General features: G+C 72.1%; 16 protein-coding genes and 1 riboswitch. Of the genes, 13 read left to right on the forward strand and 3 right to left on the reverse strand.

Annotated features, from left to right (window positions below; translation table 11 throughout):
• The first annotated feature begins 185 nt into the window (after positions 1-185).
• The 6 genes from ABZS40_RS08085 (at position 186) to ABZS40_RS08110 (ending at position 5074) form a co-directional block, all read left to right on the forward strand.
• Positions 186-650 (forward strand): bifunctional nuclease family protein, encoded by a 465-nt coding sequence (locus tag ABZS40_RS08085; RefSeq protein ID WP_354942612.1) that lies wholly within the window; start codon positions 186-188, stop codon positions 648-650.
• Between the two features lie 159 nt (positions 651-809).
• Complete coding sequence (locus tag ABZS40_RS08090) at positions 810-1406, forward strand: MerR family transcriptional regulator (RefSeq protein ID WP_354942613.1); 597 nt, start codon at positions 810-812, stop codon at positions 1404-1406.
• Positions 1407-1665: 259 nt separating this feature from the next.
• Positions 1666-2064, forward strand: a complete 399-nt coding sequence (locus tag ABZS40_RS08095) for a group 1 truncated hemoglobin (protein ID WP_354942614.1) — start codon at positions 1666-1668, stop codon at positions 2062-2064.
• 2 nt (positions 2065-2066) lie between these two features.
• Positions 2067-3248 (forward strand): globin domain-containing protein, encoded by a 1182-nt coding sequence (locus tag ABZS40_RS08100; RefSeq protein ID WP_354942615.1) that lies wholly within the window; start codon positions 2067-2069, stop codon positions 3246-3248.
• Positions 3249-3300: 52 nt separating this feature from the next.
• On the forward strand, positions 3301-3996 hold the full coding sequence (locus tag ABZS40_RS08105; protein WP_112587029.1) for a cell division protein DivIVA: 696 nt from the start codon (positions 3301-3303) through the stop codon (positions 3994-3996).
• Between the two features lie 118 nt (positions 3997-4114).
• Complete coding sequence (locus tag ABZS40_RS08110; protein WP_354942616.1) at positions 4115-5074, forward strand: class I SAM-dependent methyltransferase; 960 nt, start codon at positions 4115-4117, stop codon at positions 5072-5074.
• A gap of 64 nt (positions 5075-5138) precedes the next feature.
• Here ABZS40_RS08110 and ABZS40_RS08115 read toward each other — a convergent pair whose 3' ends face one another.
• Positions 5139-5795 carry an NAD(P)H-binding protein gene (locus tag ABZS40_RS08115; protein ID WP_354942617.1) on the reverse strand — a complete coding sequence of 219 codons (657 nt, stop codon included), beginning with the start codon at positions 5793-5795 and terminating at the stop codon, positions 5139-5141.
• Positions 5796-5913: 118 nt separating this feature from the next.
• On the opposite strand from ABZS40_RS08115, the gene ABZS40_RS08120 reads away from it, so the two are divergent.
• The 3 genes from ABZS40_RS08120 (at position 5914) to gcvP (ending at position 10982) form a co-directional block, all read left to right on the forward strand.
• A complete protein-coding gene (locus tag ABZS40_RS08120) occupies positions 5914-6981 on the forward strand; it encodes a MerR family transcriptional regulator (protein WP_354942618.1) in 1068 nt (355 codons plus the stop codon).
• Positions 6982-7068: 87 nt separating this feature from the next.
• Positions 7069-7911 carry an NAD-dependent protein deacetylase gene (locus ABZS40_RS08125; RefSeq protein ID WP_354942619.1) on the forward strand — a complete coding sequence of 281 codons (843 nt, stop codon included), beginning with the start codon at positions 7069-7071 and terminating at the stop codon, positions 7909-7911.
• A 76-nt stretch (positions 7912-7987) separates the two neighbouring features.
• Positions 7988-8087: riboswitch (glycine riboswitch) on the forward strand.
• Positions 8088-8159: 72 nt separating this feature from the next.
• On the forward strand, positions 8160-10982 hold the full coding sequence (gcvP, locus tag ABZS40_RS08130; protein WP_354942620.1) for an aminomethyl-transferring glycine dehydrogenase: 2823 nt from the start codon (positions 8160-8162) through the stop codon (positions 10980-10982).
• A gap of 149 nt (positions 10983-11131) precedes the next feature.
• Here the strand turns inward: gcvP and ABZS40_RS08135 are convergent, their stop codons facing one another.
• A complete protein-coding gene (locus tag ABZS40_RS08135) occupies positions 11132-11332 on the reverse strand; it encodes a DUF5999 family protein (RefSeq protein ID WP_007460326.1) in 201 nt (66 codons plus the stop codon).
• 96 nt (positions 11333-11428) lie between these two features.
• On the opposite strand from ABZS40_RS08135, the gene ABZS40_RS08140 reads away from it, so the two are divergent.
• Positions 11429-12676, forward strand: coding sequence for a chorismate-binding protein (locus ABZS40_RS08140; protein ID WP_354942823.1), 1248 nt, complete (start codon positions 11429-11431; stop codon positions 12674-12676).
• A 32-nt stretch (positions 12677-12708) separates the two neighbouring features.
• Positions 12709-13218 (forward strand): peptide deformylase, encoded by a 510-nt coding sequence (gene def / locus ABZS40_RS08145; protein WP_210783845.1) that lies wholly within the window; start codon positions 12709-12711, stop codon positions 13216-13218.
• Here def and ABZS40_RS08150 read toward each other — a convergent pair.
• Entirely contained in the window at positions 13215-13985 is a 771-nt protein-coding gene (locus ABZS40_RS08150; protein WP_354942621.1) for a TSUP family transporter, read from the reverse strand. The two genes, def and ABZS40_RS08150, sit on opposite strands and share 4 nt — an antisense overlap.
• Positions 13986-14168: 183 nt before the next feature.
• Between ABZS40_RS08150 and ABZS40_RS08155 the strand changes: the two genes are divergently transcribed.
• The gene (locus ABZS40_RS08155) at positions 14169-14948 is read left to right on the forward strand and encodes an endonuclease/exonuclease/phosphatase family protein (RefSeq protein WP_354942622.1); all 780 of its coding nucleotides are present in this window, start codon (positions 14169-14171) and stop codon (positions 14946-14948) included.
• Positions 14949-15059: 111 nt separating this feature from the next.
• The gene (locus tag ABZS40_RS08160) at positions 15060-15860 is read left to right on the forward strand and encodes an alpha/beta fold hydrolase (protein WP_354942623.1); all 801 of its coding nucleotides are present in this window, start codon (positions 15060-15062) and stop codon (positions 15858-15860) included.
• Positions 15861-15884: the final 24 nt, after the last annotated feature.

Here is a 15884-nt window from a genome sequence, read left to right on the forward strand (position 1 = left end):
GGGTGCCCGGTGGGTGGCGGCTGAGCGGAAAGATCTCTTCCGGGAAGCGTGCCGTAGGCTTGCCGGGGTAACCCCTTTTCGGCGCGGGCGTGGTGCTGTAGCGCATGGGACGGCCGTGTTGCGGTCCGTGTACCGTGCAGGGAAGGGCGCGGTGCGGCGTAGGTGACAACGACACGGAGGCGGCGGTGCGCGAGCTGAGCGTGGTCGGAGTTCGGGTGGAGCTGCCCAGCAACCAGCCGATCGTCCTGCTCAGGGAGGTCGAGGGGGACCGCTATCTGCCGATCTGGATCGGCGCGGTCGAGGCCACGGCTATCGCTTATGAGCAGCAGGGGGTCAAGCCGGCCCGGCCGTTGACGCATGATCTTCTGCGGGACGTGTTGACGGCGTTGAAGGCACCCTTGCAGGCGGTGGAGATCACCGAGTTGAAGGACAACGTCTTCTACGCGGATCTGTTGATCGGCGACGGGGTGCGGGTGTCGGCGCGGCCGAGCGATTCGATCGCGTTGGCGTTGCGGGTCGGTGCGCCGATTCGTTGTGCGGAGCAGGTCCTCAGCGAGGCGGGGATCGTTATCCCTGACGAGCAGGAGGACGAGGTGGAGAAGTTCCGCGAGTTCCTGGAGCAGGTGCGTCCGGAGGATTTCGCGGGCTGAGGTGTGCCCGGGCTCGGTTGGTGATCTTTCTCGGTGGCTGCGCGGCGTGTCGCGTCGGTTCCTCCGTGGTAACCCCTGACGGTGGCGATAGGGTTTCCATGTCGAGGGGTGCGCGTCCCGGAAACGATGCGTCGCCACACTGACGGGGAGGTTGTCCGGATGCACGAGCCGCGGGATTCCGATCCGGGTGCAGGGTTCGACGAGTCGGGTGCCTCGTCGCCAGGTGTGGCAACTGAGGGTGACGGTTCGGTTGGCTACCGGGGTGTGACGGCCTGTCACGCGGTGGGCATCAGTTACCGGCAGTTGGATTATTGGGCGCGGACGACGCTGGTGGTGCCGAGCGTTCGGGACGCCTCGGGTTCGGGGACGCAGCGGTTGTATTCGTTCCGGGACCTGGTGGTGTTGAAGGTCGTGAAGCGGTTGTTGGATGCGGGGGTGTCCCTGCAGAACATCCGTAAGGCGATCGAGGCGTTGCGGTCGCGTGGTGTGGAGGATCTGGCGGGGATCACGCTGATCTCTGATGGGACGACGGTGTACGAGTGCCGGTCTCCGGAGGAGGTGGTCGACCTGTTGCAGGGTGGCCAGGGGGTCTTCGGCATCGCGATCGGTGGGGCTTTCAAGGAGATCCAGGGGTCGTTGTCGCATCTGCCGGCGGAGCCGGCGATGAGCGGCCCGGCGGAGCCGGCGGTGGCGTCGGGGCCAGACCCGGTGGGTGACGAGTTGGCGGCGCGGCGGGCGCGGCGGCGCGCCGGCTGACCGTTGGGCCTTTCGGATTTTTTTCCGGTTGTTTTCTCGCGACCGTCGGTGACGGTGGTAGGGCTTTCTCGGCCGTGTCGGTCCACTGTGGATACCGTGGGTGTCGTGTCGGTGGCCCATTGTGGAGATACCCATCGGTAGTGGTGACGCACGGTGGCGGCGTGTTGTCGGGAATCCGATACGGGGGCGCTGACCGGGGGCGGTTGACACGCTATGGTCCCTCACGGTTCTGGACCCTTCACCCCCGGAAGGAACGACCGTGACGGTTACGGAAGAGACTGCTCCCGCCTCGCATTACGACCGTATTGGCGGTGCCAGTTCGGTCAAGGCGGCGGTCGAGCTGTTCTACGACAAGGTGCTCGCGGACCCGGAGTTGGCGGACTATTTCGCTGACGTGGACATGGCCGGCCAGCGGCGGCATCTGGCGTTGATGTTGACAGTGGTGCTGGGTGGCCCGAACGAGTACACGGGTCGCGGGTTGGCCGAGGCGCACCAGCCGTTGAACATCACGGTGGGGCACTACGCGAAGGTGGGCGAGCACCTGACGGCGACGCTGACCGAGTTAGGGGTGCCGGCGGACGTCCTCGCCGATGTGCAGGCAGTGCTGGGGCAGGTGCAGGGCCAGGTGGTGGCTGCCGGGAACAGGTCGGGCGCCTGAGCGTGGACGCGGCTCGCCTCAAGCAGAGCTGGTCGGTGGTCGCCGGTCACGGCGACCAGGTGCCGCTCTACTTCTACTCGACGTTGTTCCTCGCCCATCCCGAGACGCGGCAGATGTTCCCCACGAACATGGCCGGTCAGCGGGACCGCCTCGTTACCGCGTTGGGTCACATCGTGTCCAACGTGGACCAGGTGGATCGGCTGGTGGGTTTCCTGCAGGATCTCGGCGCGGATCACCGCAAGTTCGCGGTACGTGCGGAGCACTACCCGGCGGTCGGTGAGGCGCTGGTGGCGACGTTGCAGCATTTCCTCGCCGAGCAGTGGACCGACGAGTTGGCAGCGGACTGGACGGCCGCGTACGGGTTGGTCGCCCAGGTGATGATGGAGGCCGCGCAGGCCGCTGAGTCGGTCAATCCGCCGTGGTGGGTGGCGGAGATCGTGGCGCATGAGCGGCGGGCGTTCGACGTGGCGGTGTTGACGGTGCGTCCGCAGTATCTGTTGCCGTTCACGCCGGGTCAGTCGATCGGGGTGTCGCACCCGTCGGTGCGGTCGTGGCGGTACTACTCGCCGGCGAACGCGCCGCGCGCGGACGGCACGTTGGAGTTGCATGTGCGGGCCGCGCCGGGTGGCGCGGTGTCGTCGCGGCTGGTGTACGGGTCGGCGGTGGGGGATCGGGTCCACCTGGCGGCGCCGGTGGGGGACCGGCTGGGGTTGTGGTCGGCGGGCTCCAGTGACCTGTTGCTGTTGGTCGCGGGTACCGGTTGGGCGCCGGTGAAGGCGTTGGTGGAGCAGGTGGCCGCGGAGGGTTCCCGCCGACGGGTGGACCTGTACGTGGGTGCGCGGTCCCGTAGCGAGTTCTACGACAGCGACGCGATCGACAAGTTGGCGTCGTCGCATCCGTGGTTGACGGTGACGTACGTGGTGGGTGCCGACGTGCACCGGCCGGGAGAGTTCGTGCAGGCGGTGGACCGGGCGTTGGCCGACGGTGACTGGCGGTCCCGGCACGTGTTCGTGTGTGGGTCGGACGAGATGGTGTCGCACGCGGTGCGGACGTTGGTCCAGGCGGGTTTCCACGCGGGTCAGGTGCATCACGAGGGCCTGGGTGCGCAGTGGTACGGCCCGGCGTGGCGGACGGCGGTGCAGCAGCCGGCTGCGGGTGACACTTCGGGAGGTGGGCACAGGTGAGCGAGAGCAGTGAGCGTGCGAGCTCCGCAGTCGCGAACGGAGGTCTGCACAGGTGAGCGCGACGCCGATCAGTCGGTATGACGGGGTGCAGGTTTCCGGCGGTGTGCAGGTGCGGATGACCGCCGATCGGGTGCGGCGGTGGGAGTTCGGTGCGGCGTCGTTCGCTCGGCGTGGTTACGACAACGCTGACGTGGACCGGTTCCGGGTGCAGGTCGCTGACGAGTTGGACCTGTTGGCGACGCAGATCGCGACGTTGCGGGCGGAGAACGAGCGGCTGACCGACCGGGTGGAGTTGCACCGGCACGGGGTGATTCCGAGTACGGGGGCGGCGGCGAAGGTCCCGGCGGCGCGGGAGGTGAATCTGCTGTCGGCGGCGCAGCGGGAGGCCGAGCAGATCATCGCGCAGGCGCATGACTACGCGCGTCGGGTCGCCGAGTACGCCCGGGTGCAGTACGAGAGTTACCTGCACGCCGCGGAGGCGGAGGCGAAGCAGGAGGCGGAGCGGGCGGTGGCGGAGTACCGCAGCGCGGCGGGGTCGAGCTTCGACGACACGGTGGCGACCCGGGAGGCGTTGCGGATCTTCGGCGAGATGATGGTGTCGCACATGCAGGCGGCGGCGCGGCATCTCGACGACGGCAGTGAGCAGTTGGCGCGCACGATGGACCGGATCGCGGCGGAGACGCCGGGGGCGCCGTTCGTGGGTGGTGTGGTGGGCCAGTCGGCGTTGCCGCGGCACCAGCAGCGCTGAGCGGTCGCCGGGGTGGGGTTCGCTGACGTGGACCCCACCCGGCGCGCTGGCGGCGGTGGCATAGTCGGAGGGGTCAGGCGGGGCTGATCGGTGGCCCGCCCCTGGGAGAGGCGCCGTCGTGTCCGTATCACCGTCCCCGTCCGGCGGGTCTGCGGACCCCCTCGCGGCGTTGGAGGCGTCGGCGTGGGCGCTGGCGGCCGCGGTCGGCACCATGAGTGACGCCCTGTCGGCCCCGCTGGCCGAGGTCCTCGCGGCGTCGCCGCACCGCAGCGCGGTGCTGGAGGCCGCCGGTCTGCTGTCCTGGGACGGTGGGGCGCCGGTCGCGCACCCGTCGTTGGTGCCTGCCGACGGGCCGACCGGGCGCAGCGCGGTGCAGGCGCGGTTGAGTTCGCTGCGGCAGGCGGTCGCCGCGGCGGCGCAGGAGCCTTCCGGCGGGGGTGGGGCCGGCTGGGCGCAGGTGGACGACGAGGTGTTGCTGCACCAGGGTCGGGCGTCGGCGGCGACCGGCCGGGCGTTGGCGGCGCGGGTGGTTCCGGAGTTGCCGGGGCTGGCGGAGCGGTTGGACTCGGCGGACGCCCGGGTGTTGGACGTGGGCACCGGTGTCGCGGCGTTGGCTGTCGCCCTGGCCCGCGCGTTGCCCCGGGTGTCGGTGGTGGGTATCGACGTGCTGCAACGGGCGTTGGATCTGGCCCGCGGGGAGTTGGCGGAGGCGGGCGATGTCGCGGATCGGATCAGTCTGCGCCGTCAGGACGTCGCTGAGGTGGCCGAGCCGGGCGGGTACGACCTGGTCTGGGTGCCGGCGCCGTTTCTTCCCCAGCAGACGTTGGCCCTCGCGCTGCCCCGGCTGGTGCAGGCGCTGCGAGGCGGTGGCTGGCTGGTGGCGGGCACCAATCCGCCGGCGGGGGACCCGTTGCGGGCGGCCGTCGACCGGTGGAACGCCGTGCGCAACGGCGGCAACGCCTTCGACGCGGACCGGATGGCGCAGGTCCTGGCGGGGGCGGGGTTGGATGATGTCCGGCGTTTCCCGACAGTTCCCGGCGGGCCGGTGCTGGTCGCCGCGCACCGCTCGGGCGGCTGAGGGCGACCGTCGGCGGGGCAGGTGAGTTGCGGGTCCGTGGGGTCTCCTCGGCGCGGCGGGTCGGTCAGCTGGCGGCGGCGCGGAGGGCCTCGGCGATCGGGGTGGGCCCGTCGACGAGTTCGAGGGTCGCGCCGGTGGTGCGCGGTTCGTCGAGCAGGGCGGCGAGGACGTGGGCGACGTCGGTGCGGCTGATCGCGCCAGGGCCGGCGTGTGGGGTGAGGGTGACCCGCCCGGTGGGTGGGTCGTCGGTGAGCCGGCCGGGTCGCAGCACCGTCCAGGCCAGGTCGCGCCCGCGCAGGTCGTCCTCGGCGGCGCGTTTGGCGCGCAGGTACGCCGCCCACACGTCGTCGGTGCCGGGGGCGGGTGGTGTGTCCACGCCCATGGAGGAGACGAGCAGGTAGCGGTGGACGCCGGCGCGGGTGGCGGCGTCGGCGAGCAGCGCGGCGGCGGCCCGGTCGACGGTGTCCTTGCGGGCGGCGCCGCTGCCGGGGCCGGCGCCCGCGGCGAACACCACCGCGTCGGCGCCGTCGAGGTGGTCGGCCAGCTGCGCGAGCGGGGTGTGTTCCAGGTCGCAGACGACGGGGGTGGCGCCGGCGGCGCGTAGCGTCGCGGCCTGTTCGGGGTTGCGAATGAGGCCGACGGCGGTGTCGCCGCGCCCGACGAGGTGGCGTTGCAACAGTAGGGCGATCTTGCCGTGGCCTCCGGCGATGACGACGCGCATGCGCCCAACCTACCGGCGCTGCGGGTGCGGGCGGGACCACCGGCTTGACCTTGACCTTCGGGTAACCCTGAGCCTGGTGGGTGCCGGTCGCCGTGACCGGCGCGTGGAGGATGGTGACGTGGGGCTGATGACCATCGGGGCGTTCGCCCGGGCGGCGAGGCTGACGCCGAAGGCGTTGCGCCTGTACGACCAGGTGGGGCTGCTGGTGCCGGCCGCTGTCGATCCGGAGTCCGGTTACCGCCTGTATGACCCGGCTCAGGTGCCGGTGGCTCGGCTGGTCGCCCAGTTGCGGCGGCTCGGCATGCCGCTGGCGACGATCCGGGTGGTGTGTGGCCTGGAGCCCGCGGCGGCGGCTGAGGCGGTCACCGCGTACTGGCGGCAGGTCAGCGCCGACACCGCGGCCCGTGCGCGGCTCGCCGCCCTCCTCGTGGACCACCTGTCTGAAGGGGGCGCCACCATGTCTGACCCGAATCCCAGTGTTGCCGTTCGCTGCGCCGCCGGTGGTGACACCGGGCTGGTGCGCGACAGCAACGAGGACACCGCGTATGCCAGCGAACGGTTGTGGGCGGTGGCCGATGGTATGCGGGGGCCCGGCGGCGCGGCCGCCAGCGCCGCCGCCGTCGACGCCCTGAAGCCGTTGGCGCTCACCGACGTGCCGGCCGCCGACCTGCTGACGATGCTGGCCGGCGCGGTGAGTGACGCCGACCGCGCCGTGCACGGCTTGGCCACCGACACCGACCAGCCGGTCACCACGCTGACCGCGCTGCTGCTCAGCGGTTCCCGGCTGGCGCTGGTGCACGTCGGTGACACCCGGGCCTACCTGCTGCGCGGCGGTGAGCTGTCGCTGCTCACGCAGGATCACACCTGGGTGCAGGCCCAGGTCGATCAGGGCCGGCTCGACCCGGACCAGGCCGCGACGCATCCGCAGCGGGCGGTGCTGGTGCGTGCCCTCGGCGGCGGCCGGCAGGTCGAGGCGGATCTGGCGCTGCGGACCGCGCTGCCCGGTGACCGGTATCTGTTGTGCTCCGACGGGCTGTCCGCTGTCGTCGACCGGGCCGAGGTGGGGGTGGCGTTGGCGGCGACGGACGATCCCGAGGACACGGTGCGGGAGCTGATCGACCTGGCGCGGGCGCAGGGGGCGCCGGACAACATCGCCTGCGTCGTCGCCGACGTCGTCGCGGTGTAGCCGCCGACGCCATCCGCGCCGGGTGGGGCCGCCCACCCGGCGCGGGGCTCGGCATCAGCGGATTGGTTGAGGCAGCATGGAGAGGTGATGGAGAGCTTCGACGCGTTGACCTCACTGGTGGCCGGTGGTGGGGTGGTGGTGCTCAGCGGCGCCGGCCTGTCCACCGAGTCGGGAATTCCGGACTACCGAGGGCCCAGCGGGGTGGCGCGGCGGCACACGCCGATGACCTACCAGGCGTTCACCCGCGATCCCCTGGCCCGGCGACGTTACTGGGCGCGCAGCCACCTGGGCTGGCGGTTGATCGCGGGCGCGGCGCCCAACGCCGGGCACCGGGCGGTGGCCGGGCTGCAACACGCCGGTCTGGTCGACACGGTGATCACTCAGAATGTCGACGGTCTGCACGGTGCGGCTGGCAGCCCGTCGGTGATCGAACTGCACGGCCGCCTCGACGAGGTGACCTGCCTGGACTGCGGCAACCTGACCTCCCGGGAGGAGCTTCACCGGCGGCTGCGCGAGACCAACCCGGACTTCGTGGCCCACGTCGCCGAGGTCAACCCGGACGGTGATGTTGATCTCCCCGATGAGCAGGTGGCGGCGTTCCGGCCGGTGGACTGCGGGATCTGCGGCACCGGGATGCTGAAACCGGACGTGGTGTTCTTCGGTGAGACGGTGCCGCCGCAGCGGGTGACGCGGTGTTTCGCGGCCGTGGAGCAGGCCCGGTCGTTGCTGGTGCTCGGGTCGTCGTTGACGGTGATGTCCGGGCGCCGATTCGTGATTCGGGCCGCGAAACGGGGCATCCCGGTCGCGATCGTCAACCAGGGGCCGACCCGGGGTGACGGCCACGCCACCGTGTGCGTCGACGCGCCGTTGGGCGTGGTGCTGCCGCAGGTGGCCGCCCGGGTCGCTCCTGGAGCCCCGCTCACTGTGTGACGGCAGGGCGCTGGAGGCCCGGGGGGTAGGACATCCGCTGGGAAACACCAACGCTGGTAGCGTTGAGCACGCCGGTAACACCCACGTGGGAGAGACCGCCCGACAGCATTCGAGGGCGGCGCCGAAGGGGCAAATCCTCCCCGGAACCTCTCAGGCAAAAGGACCTCGTGGGCAGGCACTGTGGAGTGCCCCTGTGGGTGCGACAGAGGGGGAGGCCGACACGTCGACCTCGCCCCGGGAGTGCCCCTATGACCGTAGAGCAGTTCGCCACCCGTCACATCGGTCCCGGCCCCGACGATGAGCGTCGGATGTTGGAGGTCGTCGGGCACGACTCGATCGCCGAGCTGATGGACGCCGCGATTCCCGAGGTGATCCGCTGGCACGGCACCCTCGACCTGCCCGACCCGGCCGCCGAGGCCGAGACGATCGCCGAGCTGCGGGCCCTCGCGGCGCGTAACACCGTCGCCGTCTCCATGATCGGGTTGGGGTACCACGGCACGCACACCCCGGCGGTGATCCGCCGCAATGTGCTGGAGGACCCGGCCTGGTACACGGCGTACACGCCGTACCAGCCGGAGATCAGCCAGGGCCGGCTGGAGGCGCTGCTGAACTTCCAGACCATGGTCACCGACCTGACCGGCCTGGCCACCGCGAACGCCTCGATGCTCGACGAGGGCACCGCGGCGGCGGAGGCGATGACCCTGGCGCGGCGAGCCTCCAAGAGCAAGAGCGGCGTGTACGTCGTCGACGCCGACGCCCTGCCGCAGACCATCGCGGTGATCATCAGCCGGGCCGAGCCGCTCGGCATCGACGTGCGGGTCCTCGACGTGCAGCGCGACGAGTTGCCGGCGGAGTTCTTCGGTCTGCACCTTCAGTATCCGGGGGCGTCCGGGGCGGTACGCGACCACGCGAGCCTCGTGGAGGCGGCGCACGCCGTCGGCGCCCTGGTCACCGTCGCGGCGGACCTGCTGGCGTTGACGCTGCTGCGCGCACCGGGGGAGATCGGCGCGGACATCGCCGCCGGCACCACCCAGCGTTTCGGCGTACCGATGGGCTTCGGTGGGCCGCACGCCGGTTACCTGGCGGTGCGCTCGGGCCTGGAGCGGATGCTGCCCGGGCGTCTGGTCGGGGTGTCCCGCGACGCGGACGGCAACCCGGCCTACCGGTTGGCGTTGCAGACCCGTGAGCAGCACATCCGGCGGGAGAAGGCGACCAGCAACATCTGCACCGCGCAGGTGCTGCTCGCGGTGATGGCCGGCATGTACGCCGTCTACCACGGCCCGGACGGGCTGCGGGACATCGCGACGCGTACCCATGCGATGGCGGCGCGGCTCGCGGCCGGGTTGCGCGCCGGTTCGGTGGACGTCGCGGACGTCGCGTTCTTCGACACCGTGACCGCGACCGTGCCGGGCGCGGCTGCCGAGGTGGTGGCCGCCGCCGCGGACCGTGGTGTCAACCTGCGGCTGGTCGACGCCGACCGGGTGGGGGTGTCCTGCGACGAGACCACTACCGACGCGCACCTGGCGCGGGTGTGGGAGGCGTTCGGGGTGCCCGCGTTCGACGGCCCTGTGGACGCGGCCCTGCCGGTCGACCTGGCGCGCGGCAGCGACTTCCTCACCCACCCGGTGTTCCGCAGCCACCACTCGGAGACGGCGATGCTGCGCTACCTGCGGCGGCTGTCGGACTTCGACTACGCCCTGGACCGGGGCATGATCCCGCTCGGGTCGTGCACGATGAAGCTGAACGCGACCACCGAGATGGAGCCGGTCAGCTGGGCGGAGTTCGCGAACATCCACCCGTTCGCGCCGGACGCGCAGACCGTCGGGTACCGGGAGATGATCGGTCAGCTGGAGTCGTGGCTGGCCGAGGTGACCGGCTACGACGCGGTGAGCGTGCAGCCCAACGCCGGTTCGCAGGGGGAGCTGGCCGGGTTGCTGGCGATCCGCTCGTACCACGCGTCGCGCGGTGAGACGCACCGCGACGTGTGCCTGATCCCGTCGTCGGCGCACGGCACGAACGCGGCGTCGGCGGTGATGGCCGGCATGCGGGTCGTGGTGGTGGCCTGCGACGACGACGGCAACGTCGACCTCGTCGACCTGGACGCGAAGATCGGCAAGCACCGTGACGCGCTCGCCGCGATCATGGTGACGTACCCGTCGACGCACGGTGTGTACGAGACGGGTATCGCGTCGCTGTGCGCGAAGGTCCACGACGCCGGCGGGCAGGTGTACGTCGACGGGGCGAACCTCAACGCCCTGGTCGGGTTCGCCAAGCCCGGCAAGTTCGGCGCGGACGTGTCGCACCTGAACCTGCACAAGACGTTCTGCATCCCGCACGGCGGCGGTGGCCCCGGGGTGGGCCCGGTGGCGGTCCGCGCGCACCTGGCGCCGTTCCTGCCCGGCGACCCGCTGGGCGCGCACGTGGACGCCTCGCCGGCGATCTCGGCGGCGAAGTACGGGTCGGCGGGGATCCTGCCCATCCCGTGGGCGTACCTGCGGATGATGGGCGCCGAGGGGCTGACCCGGGCCACCGGTGTGGCGGTGCTCGCGGCGAACTACGTGGCGGCGCGGCTGCGGGGGCACTTCGGAGTGCTGTACGCCGGCAACAAGGGCCTGGTGGCGCACGAGTGCATCCTCGACCTGCGGCCGTTGACGAAGGCGACCGGCGTGACGGTGGACGACGTGGCGAAGCGGCTGGTCGACTACGGCTTCCACGCGCCCACCATGTCGTTCCCGGTGGCGGGGACGCTGATGGTGGAGCCGACCGAGAGCGAGGACCTGGCCGAGCTGGACCGGTTCTGCGACGCGATGATCGCGATCCGCGCGGAGATCGAGCAGGTGGGTTCCGGGGCGTGGCCGGCGGGGGACAACCCCCTGGCCAACGCGCCGCACACCGCGGCGATGGTCAGCGGCGACGAGTGGTCGCACGCGTACCCGCGTTCGGTGGGCGCGTACCCGGCAGGGGTGGACCGGGCCGGGAAGTACTGGCCGCCGGTGCGGCGCATCGACGGCGCGTACGGCGACCGGAACCTGGTCTGCTCGTGCCCGTCGCCGGAGGCGTTCGAGGACTGACAACGCCGCAGCCGGTCGAGAATGGCGACGGCGCGCCGGGGCGGGCGGTACGGCCTGCCCCGGCAGCCGCTGCGACCTGGGCGGAGACGTCCCTTACCGGGGGACTAGCCTGGGTCGACGGCGGCTAAACGGTGACGCTGAGTGGTCGGTCAGGCCACGAGGGCGTGGCGGGCGGGGCCGCGGTGCGGTGCGATGCTGCTGCCGTCGGGGAGCAGCTCGCCGGTGTCCTCGAAGACGATGACGCCGTTGCAGAGCAGGCTCCAGCCCTGCTCACGGAAGCAGGCGAGGACTCGTGCGGCTTCCCGGTCGGTGGCTTCAGCGGAGGGGCAGGTCGGTTGGTGCTGGCACATCGGGTTCTCCGGACTGTGGGGGCACTGTGTCATGGTTCACATGACCAGTGACGCACAGTACCAAGCGAAAGTGTCCAGCATCGAGCAGGTGCCCGCCTGGTGCACGGGAAATCCACTGAACGGATGAGGAAGGTTGGACCGTACGGCGTGGAAACGCTCCCAACGGTGTGCGCCGCGGACAGCGGCCTGGCCGCACTGGTCGATGTGCCCGGCGCGCCGGCCGCGTGCCGGGGTGCGCTGACCGAACGCGCCCGCCTGCACTGGTCTCGCGGCGACGGCGGTGACCCCGCGGCCCTCGCCGAGGAGTTCCTCGCCGCGCACGGCCTGCCCCTGCGCGACCTGACCCGACCCGCCACCCCCGGGCACGGCACCGGGGTCTGCGGCGCGGCGCTGTACCTGTCCGCCGGCGCCGGGGCGCTGCTGGCCGGCGCCCCCACCGGGGCGCCCGAACCCGCGCCGGTCCTGCCCGACCTCGCCGTCGTCGTCTACCAGCACGGCCCCACCCGGGTCACCCGGCCCGACGCAGGGCCGCCGTGGTGGCTCGGCGAGTGGGTCGAAAGCTGGACCCCCGGCCAGCACGCCGCCGCCGTCGACGCGGTCCGCGCCGCCATCGGCCGCGGCGACGTCTACCAGGCCAGCATCGTCGGCCACGCCGCCGCCCCCTACACCGGCGACCCGTTGCCCGCCCTGAGCCGCCTCGGCGCGCTCCCCGGCGCCCGCTACGGCGGCGTCCTCACCGGCGACGGCTGGGCCATCGGCTGCGCCTCCCCGGAAACCCTCGTCGAGGTCACCGACGGTCAGGTGATCACCCGACCGATCAAGGGCACCCGCCCGGCCACCGCCACCGGCCGCGCCGAGCTGCTCGCCAGCGCGAAGGAACGCGCCGAACACATCATGATCGTCGACCTGGAACGCAACGACCTCGCCCGCATCGCCCGCACCGGCACCGTCACCGTCGACGAGCTATTCGCCGTGCGCCGCTGGTGCGACCTGTGGCAGGCCGAGTCGACAGTGCGCGCCGCTGCCGCCGACGGCCTCGGCCTCGCCGACCTGCTGCGCGCCACCTGCCCCGGCGGCTCGGTCACCGGCGCCCCGAAACTCGCCGCCCTGACCCAGATCAGCGCCCTCGAACCGGTCGGGCGGGGCGCCAGCATGGGAGCGCTGGGCTGGGTCGCCCCCGGCCACGTCGACCTGGGCCTGACCATCCGCACCGCCGCCGCCGACGGCCAGCGGCTGCACACCTGGGCCGGCGGCGGCATCACCTGGGACAGCGACGCACGCGCCGAGGTCGCCGAGGCCGCCGCGAAGACCACCCCGATCCGCGCCACCCTGGCCGGGCGCTGAGGGCAGCACCGGACGGCGATACGCTGAACCTCATGACCATGCGGCCCATCCGGATCATCGGCGACCCTGTCCTGCGCACCGGATGCGAACCGGTCACCACCTTCGACGCCGAGCTGCGCGCCCTCGTCACCGACCTGATGGACACCCTGCTCGGCGCCCCCGGGCGCGCCGGCGTCGCCGCACCGCAGATCGGCGTCAGCGCCCAGGTGTTCGTCTACGACGCCGACGGGCACCGCGGCCACCTCATCAACCCCACCCTGGAGCTGTCCGACGAGCTCCAGGACGACGAGGAGGGCTGCCTGTCCATCCCCGGGCTGTACTTCCCGACCGTGCGGGCCCTGCACGCCACCGCCCACGGCGTCGACCAGCACGGCGAGCCGTTGACGATCGCCGGCAGCGGGTTCCTGGCCCGGGCCCTGCAACACGAGACCGACCACCTGGGCGGGCGGCTCTACGTCGACACCCTGCGCGGCGACACCCGCCGCCGGGCGCTGCGCGAGATCCGCGCCGGGCGCTTCGACTCACCCAGCCGCCGCGGCTAGCTCACCCACTGGTCGTGGCCCAGCTTCGCGACCAACGCCACCACCACCACCAGCAACACCACCCGCACGAACCCGGAGCCGCGGCGCAACGCCATCCGCGCCCCCAGCACCGCGCCGGCGATGTTGCACACCGCCATGCCCGCGCCCAGCAGCCACCACACGTGCCCGGTCACCCCGAACACCACCAGCGCGCCCAGGTTCGTCCCCGCGTTGACGACCTTCGCCATCGCCGAGCCGTGTACGAAGTCCGCGCCCACCAGGGCGGTGAACGCCAACACCAGGAACGTGCCGGTGCCCGGGCCGATCAACCCGTCGTACAGCGCGATCCCCACCCCGGCCACCGCGATCACCGCCGCCACCCGCACCGGAGTGCGCTTCGCCGGCGCCGCCACCACCCCCATCCGCGGACGCAGCAGCACGAACACCGCCACGGACACCAGCACCACCAGCACGACCGGCCGGTACGCCGACGCCGGCACCGCCCCGGCCAGCGCCGCGCCGACGCCCGCGCTGAGCACCGCGAACCCCGCCGCCGGGCCCGCCACCCGCCAGTCGACAGTCGTCCTGCGGGCGTACGTCGCCGCCGCCGTGGCCGTACCGAAGATCGCGGCCAACTTGTTCGTGCCCAGCGCGGTGGCCACCGGCAACCCCGGGGCAGCCACCAGCAACGCCGGCAGCAGCAACAACCCGCCACCACCGACCACGGCATCGACCCACCCGGCCATCGCGGCGGCGGCCAGCAGGGTACTCAGCGTCACGGCGTCCACGGGCGGCAATTCTCCCCACCCGACGCGCCGCAGCGGCACCCGAGTGGCCAGCCTCACCCGGTCAGCGACCCCGCGTACGCCGCAACCACACCCCCAACGCGCCGACCGCCACGAACACCAGCATCGAACACAGCAAGACCTTCACCACCCGGCAACCATGCCACGGGCACGTAAGGTGCAGGAGTGCGCCTGGCCACCTTCAACATGCTGCACGGACGGTCCCTCACCGACGGGCTCGTCGACTCCGACCGACTCACCGCCGCCATCGGCGCCCTCGACGCCGACGTGCTCGCCCTACAGGAGGTCGACCGCGACCAACGCCGCAGCGGCAACCTGGACCTCACCGCCATCGCCGCCCGCGCCCTCGACGCACCGCACCACCGCTTCGCCGCAGCCGTCGTCGGCACCCCCGGCGAACAGTTCCGCCCCCTGCGCCACGACGACGACGGCCACGGCGAACCCTGCTACGGCATCGGTCTGATCAGCCGATACCCCGTCCGCAGCTGGCAGGTCACCCGACTCAAGCCGGCGCCGGTGCGCTCCCCGGTCTACGTACCCGGCCCCCGCGGCGGTCTCATCCTGCTGCACGACGAACCCCGCGTGGTCCTCGCCGCCGTCCTGGACACCCCGCACGGCCCGCTCACCGTCGCCGCGACCCACCTGTCCTTCGTGCCCGGCTGGAACGCCCGCCAACTACGGCAGACCGTCCGCGCCCTGCGCGCGCTACCGGGCCCCCGCGTCCTGCTCGGCGACCTCAACCTGCCCGCCGGCGCGGCCCGGCTCATCTCCGGCTGGCACCCCCTGGGCCGACGCCCCACCTACCCGTCCGGGCAGCCCCGCGTCCAACTCGACCACATCCTCGCCGACCGGCACGCCCTCGACCACCTCCCACAGGTACGCGCCGTCACCGCGCCGGCGTCCACCATCTCCGACCACCGCCCCCTGCTGGTCGACCTCGGCTGACGACCGTCAGTCGGGATAAGCCGCCATCGCGGGTCGCGAATGTCTAAGGTGGGGCTTCACCGACACCACCGCCGTTGCGCCATCGCCACCCCCGACAACACGGAGCTGACCATGAGCGACACGCCGGACACGATCGTCCTCATCCACGGATTCTGGGTCACCCCCCGCAGCTGGGAACACTGGGTCACCCACTACCAGGACAAGGGCTTCCGAGTGCTCACCCCCACCTACCCCGGGCTGGAGGGCGAGGTCGAGGCGATCAACGCGGACCCCAGCCCTCTGGAGACGCTGACCGCGCCGCAGGTCATCGAGCACCTCACCGAAGTGGTCGCCGCGCTACCCAGGCCGCCGATCATCATGGGCCACTCCGCCGGTGGGGCGTTCACCCAGGTCCTGCTCGACCGGGGGTACGGCGCCAGCGCCGTCGCCCTCAACTCGGCGCCCACCGAAGGCGTCAAGAACATCCCGTTCTCGCAGCTGCGCTCCACCTTCCCGGTGCTGCGCAACCCCGCGAACCGGCACCGCGCCGTCGGCTTCACCTTCGAGCAGTGGAACTACGCGTTCACCAACACCTTCGACGAGCAGACCGCCCGCGCCCTGTACGAGCGCTACGCCATCCCCGCCGCCGGCGGCATCCTCTGGGACAGCGTCCTGGCCAACCTGCTGCCCGGCCCCCAGGACATCGCCGTCAACTACCACAACGACAAGCGCGCGCCGCTGCTGTTCATCTCCGGCTCGGAGGACCACATCATGCCGCCCAGCGTGCAGCGCTCCAACGCCGCGCACTACAAGGGCGACACCATCACCGAGGTCGAGCTCTTCGAGGGGTACGCGCACCTGCTGCCCGCCCAGCAGGGCTGGCAGCGCATCGCCGACGTCGCCCTCGACTGGGCCCTGCGCCACGCCCGCTGACCGCGCCGCCTGACGCCGCCTCCA

It is taken from the genome of Micromonospora sp. NPDC005324, from assembly GCF_040607155.1.
Classification (GTDB): Bacteria; Actinomycetota; Actinomycetes; order Mycobacteriales; family Micromonosporaceae; genus Micromonospora; species Micromonospora trifolii.

Excerpts from the sequence above, each read along its gene's own strand:
- gcvP (WP_354942620.1), top strand. The coding sequence starts at position 8,160 with ATGACCGTAGAGCAGTTCGCCACCCGTCACATCGGTCCCGGCCCCGAC.
- ABZS40_RS08135 (WP_007460326.1), bottom strand. The coding sequence starts at position 11,332 with ATGTGCCAGCACCAACCGACCTGCCCCTCCGCTGAAGCCACCGACCGG.
- def (WP_210783845.1), top strand. The coding sequence starts at position 12,709 with ATGACCATGCGGCCCATCCGGATCATCGGCGACCCTGTCCTGCGCACC.
- ABZS40_RS08125 (WP_354942619.1), top strand. The coding sequence starts at position 7,069 with ATGGAGAGCTTCGACGCGTTGACCTCACTGGTGGCCGGTGGTGGGGTG.
- ABZS40_RS08115 (WP_354942617.1), bottom strand. The coding sequence starts at position 5,795 with ATGCGCGTCGTCATCGCCGGAGGCCACGGCAAGATCGCCCTACTGTTG.
- ABZS40_RS08160 (WP_354942623.1), top strand. The coding sequence starts at position 15,060 with ATGAGCGACACGCCGGACACGATCGTCCTCATCCACGGATTCTGGGTC.
- ABZS40_RS08090 (WP_354942613.1), top strand. The coding sequence starts at position 810 with ATGCACGAGCCGCGGGATTCCGATCCGGGTGCAGGGTTCGACGAGTCG.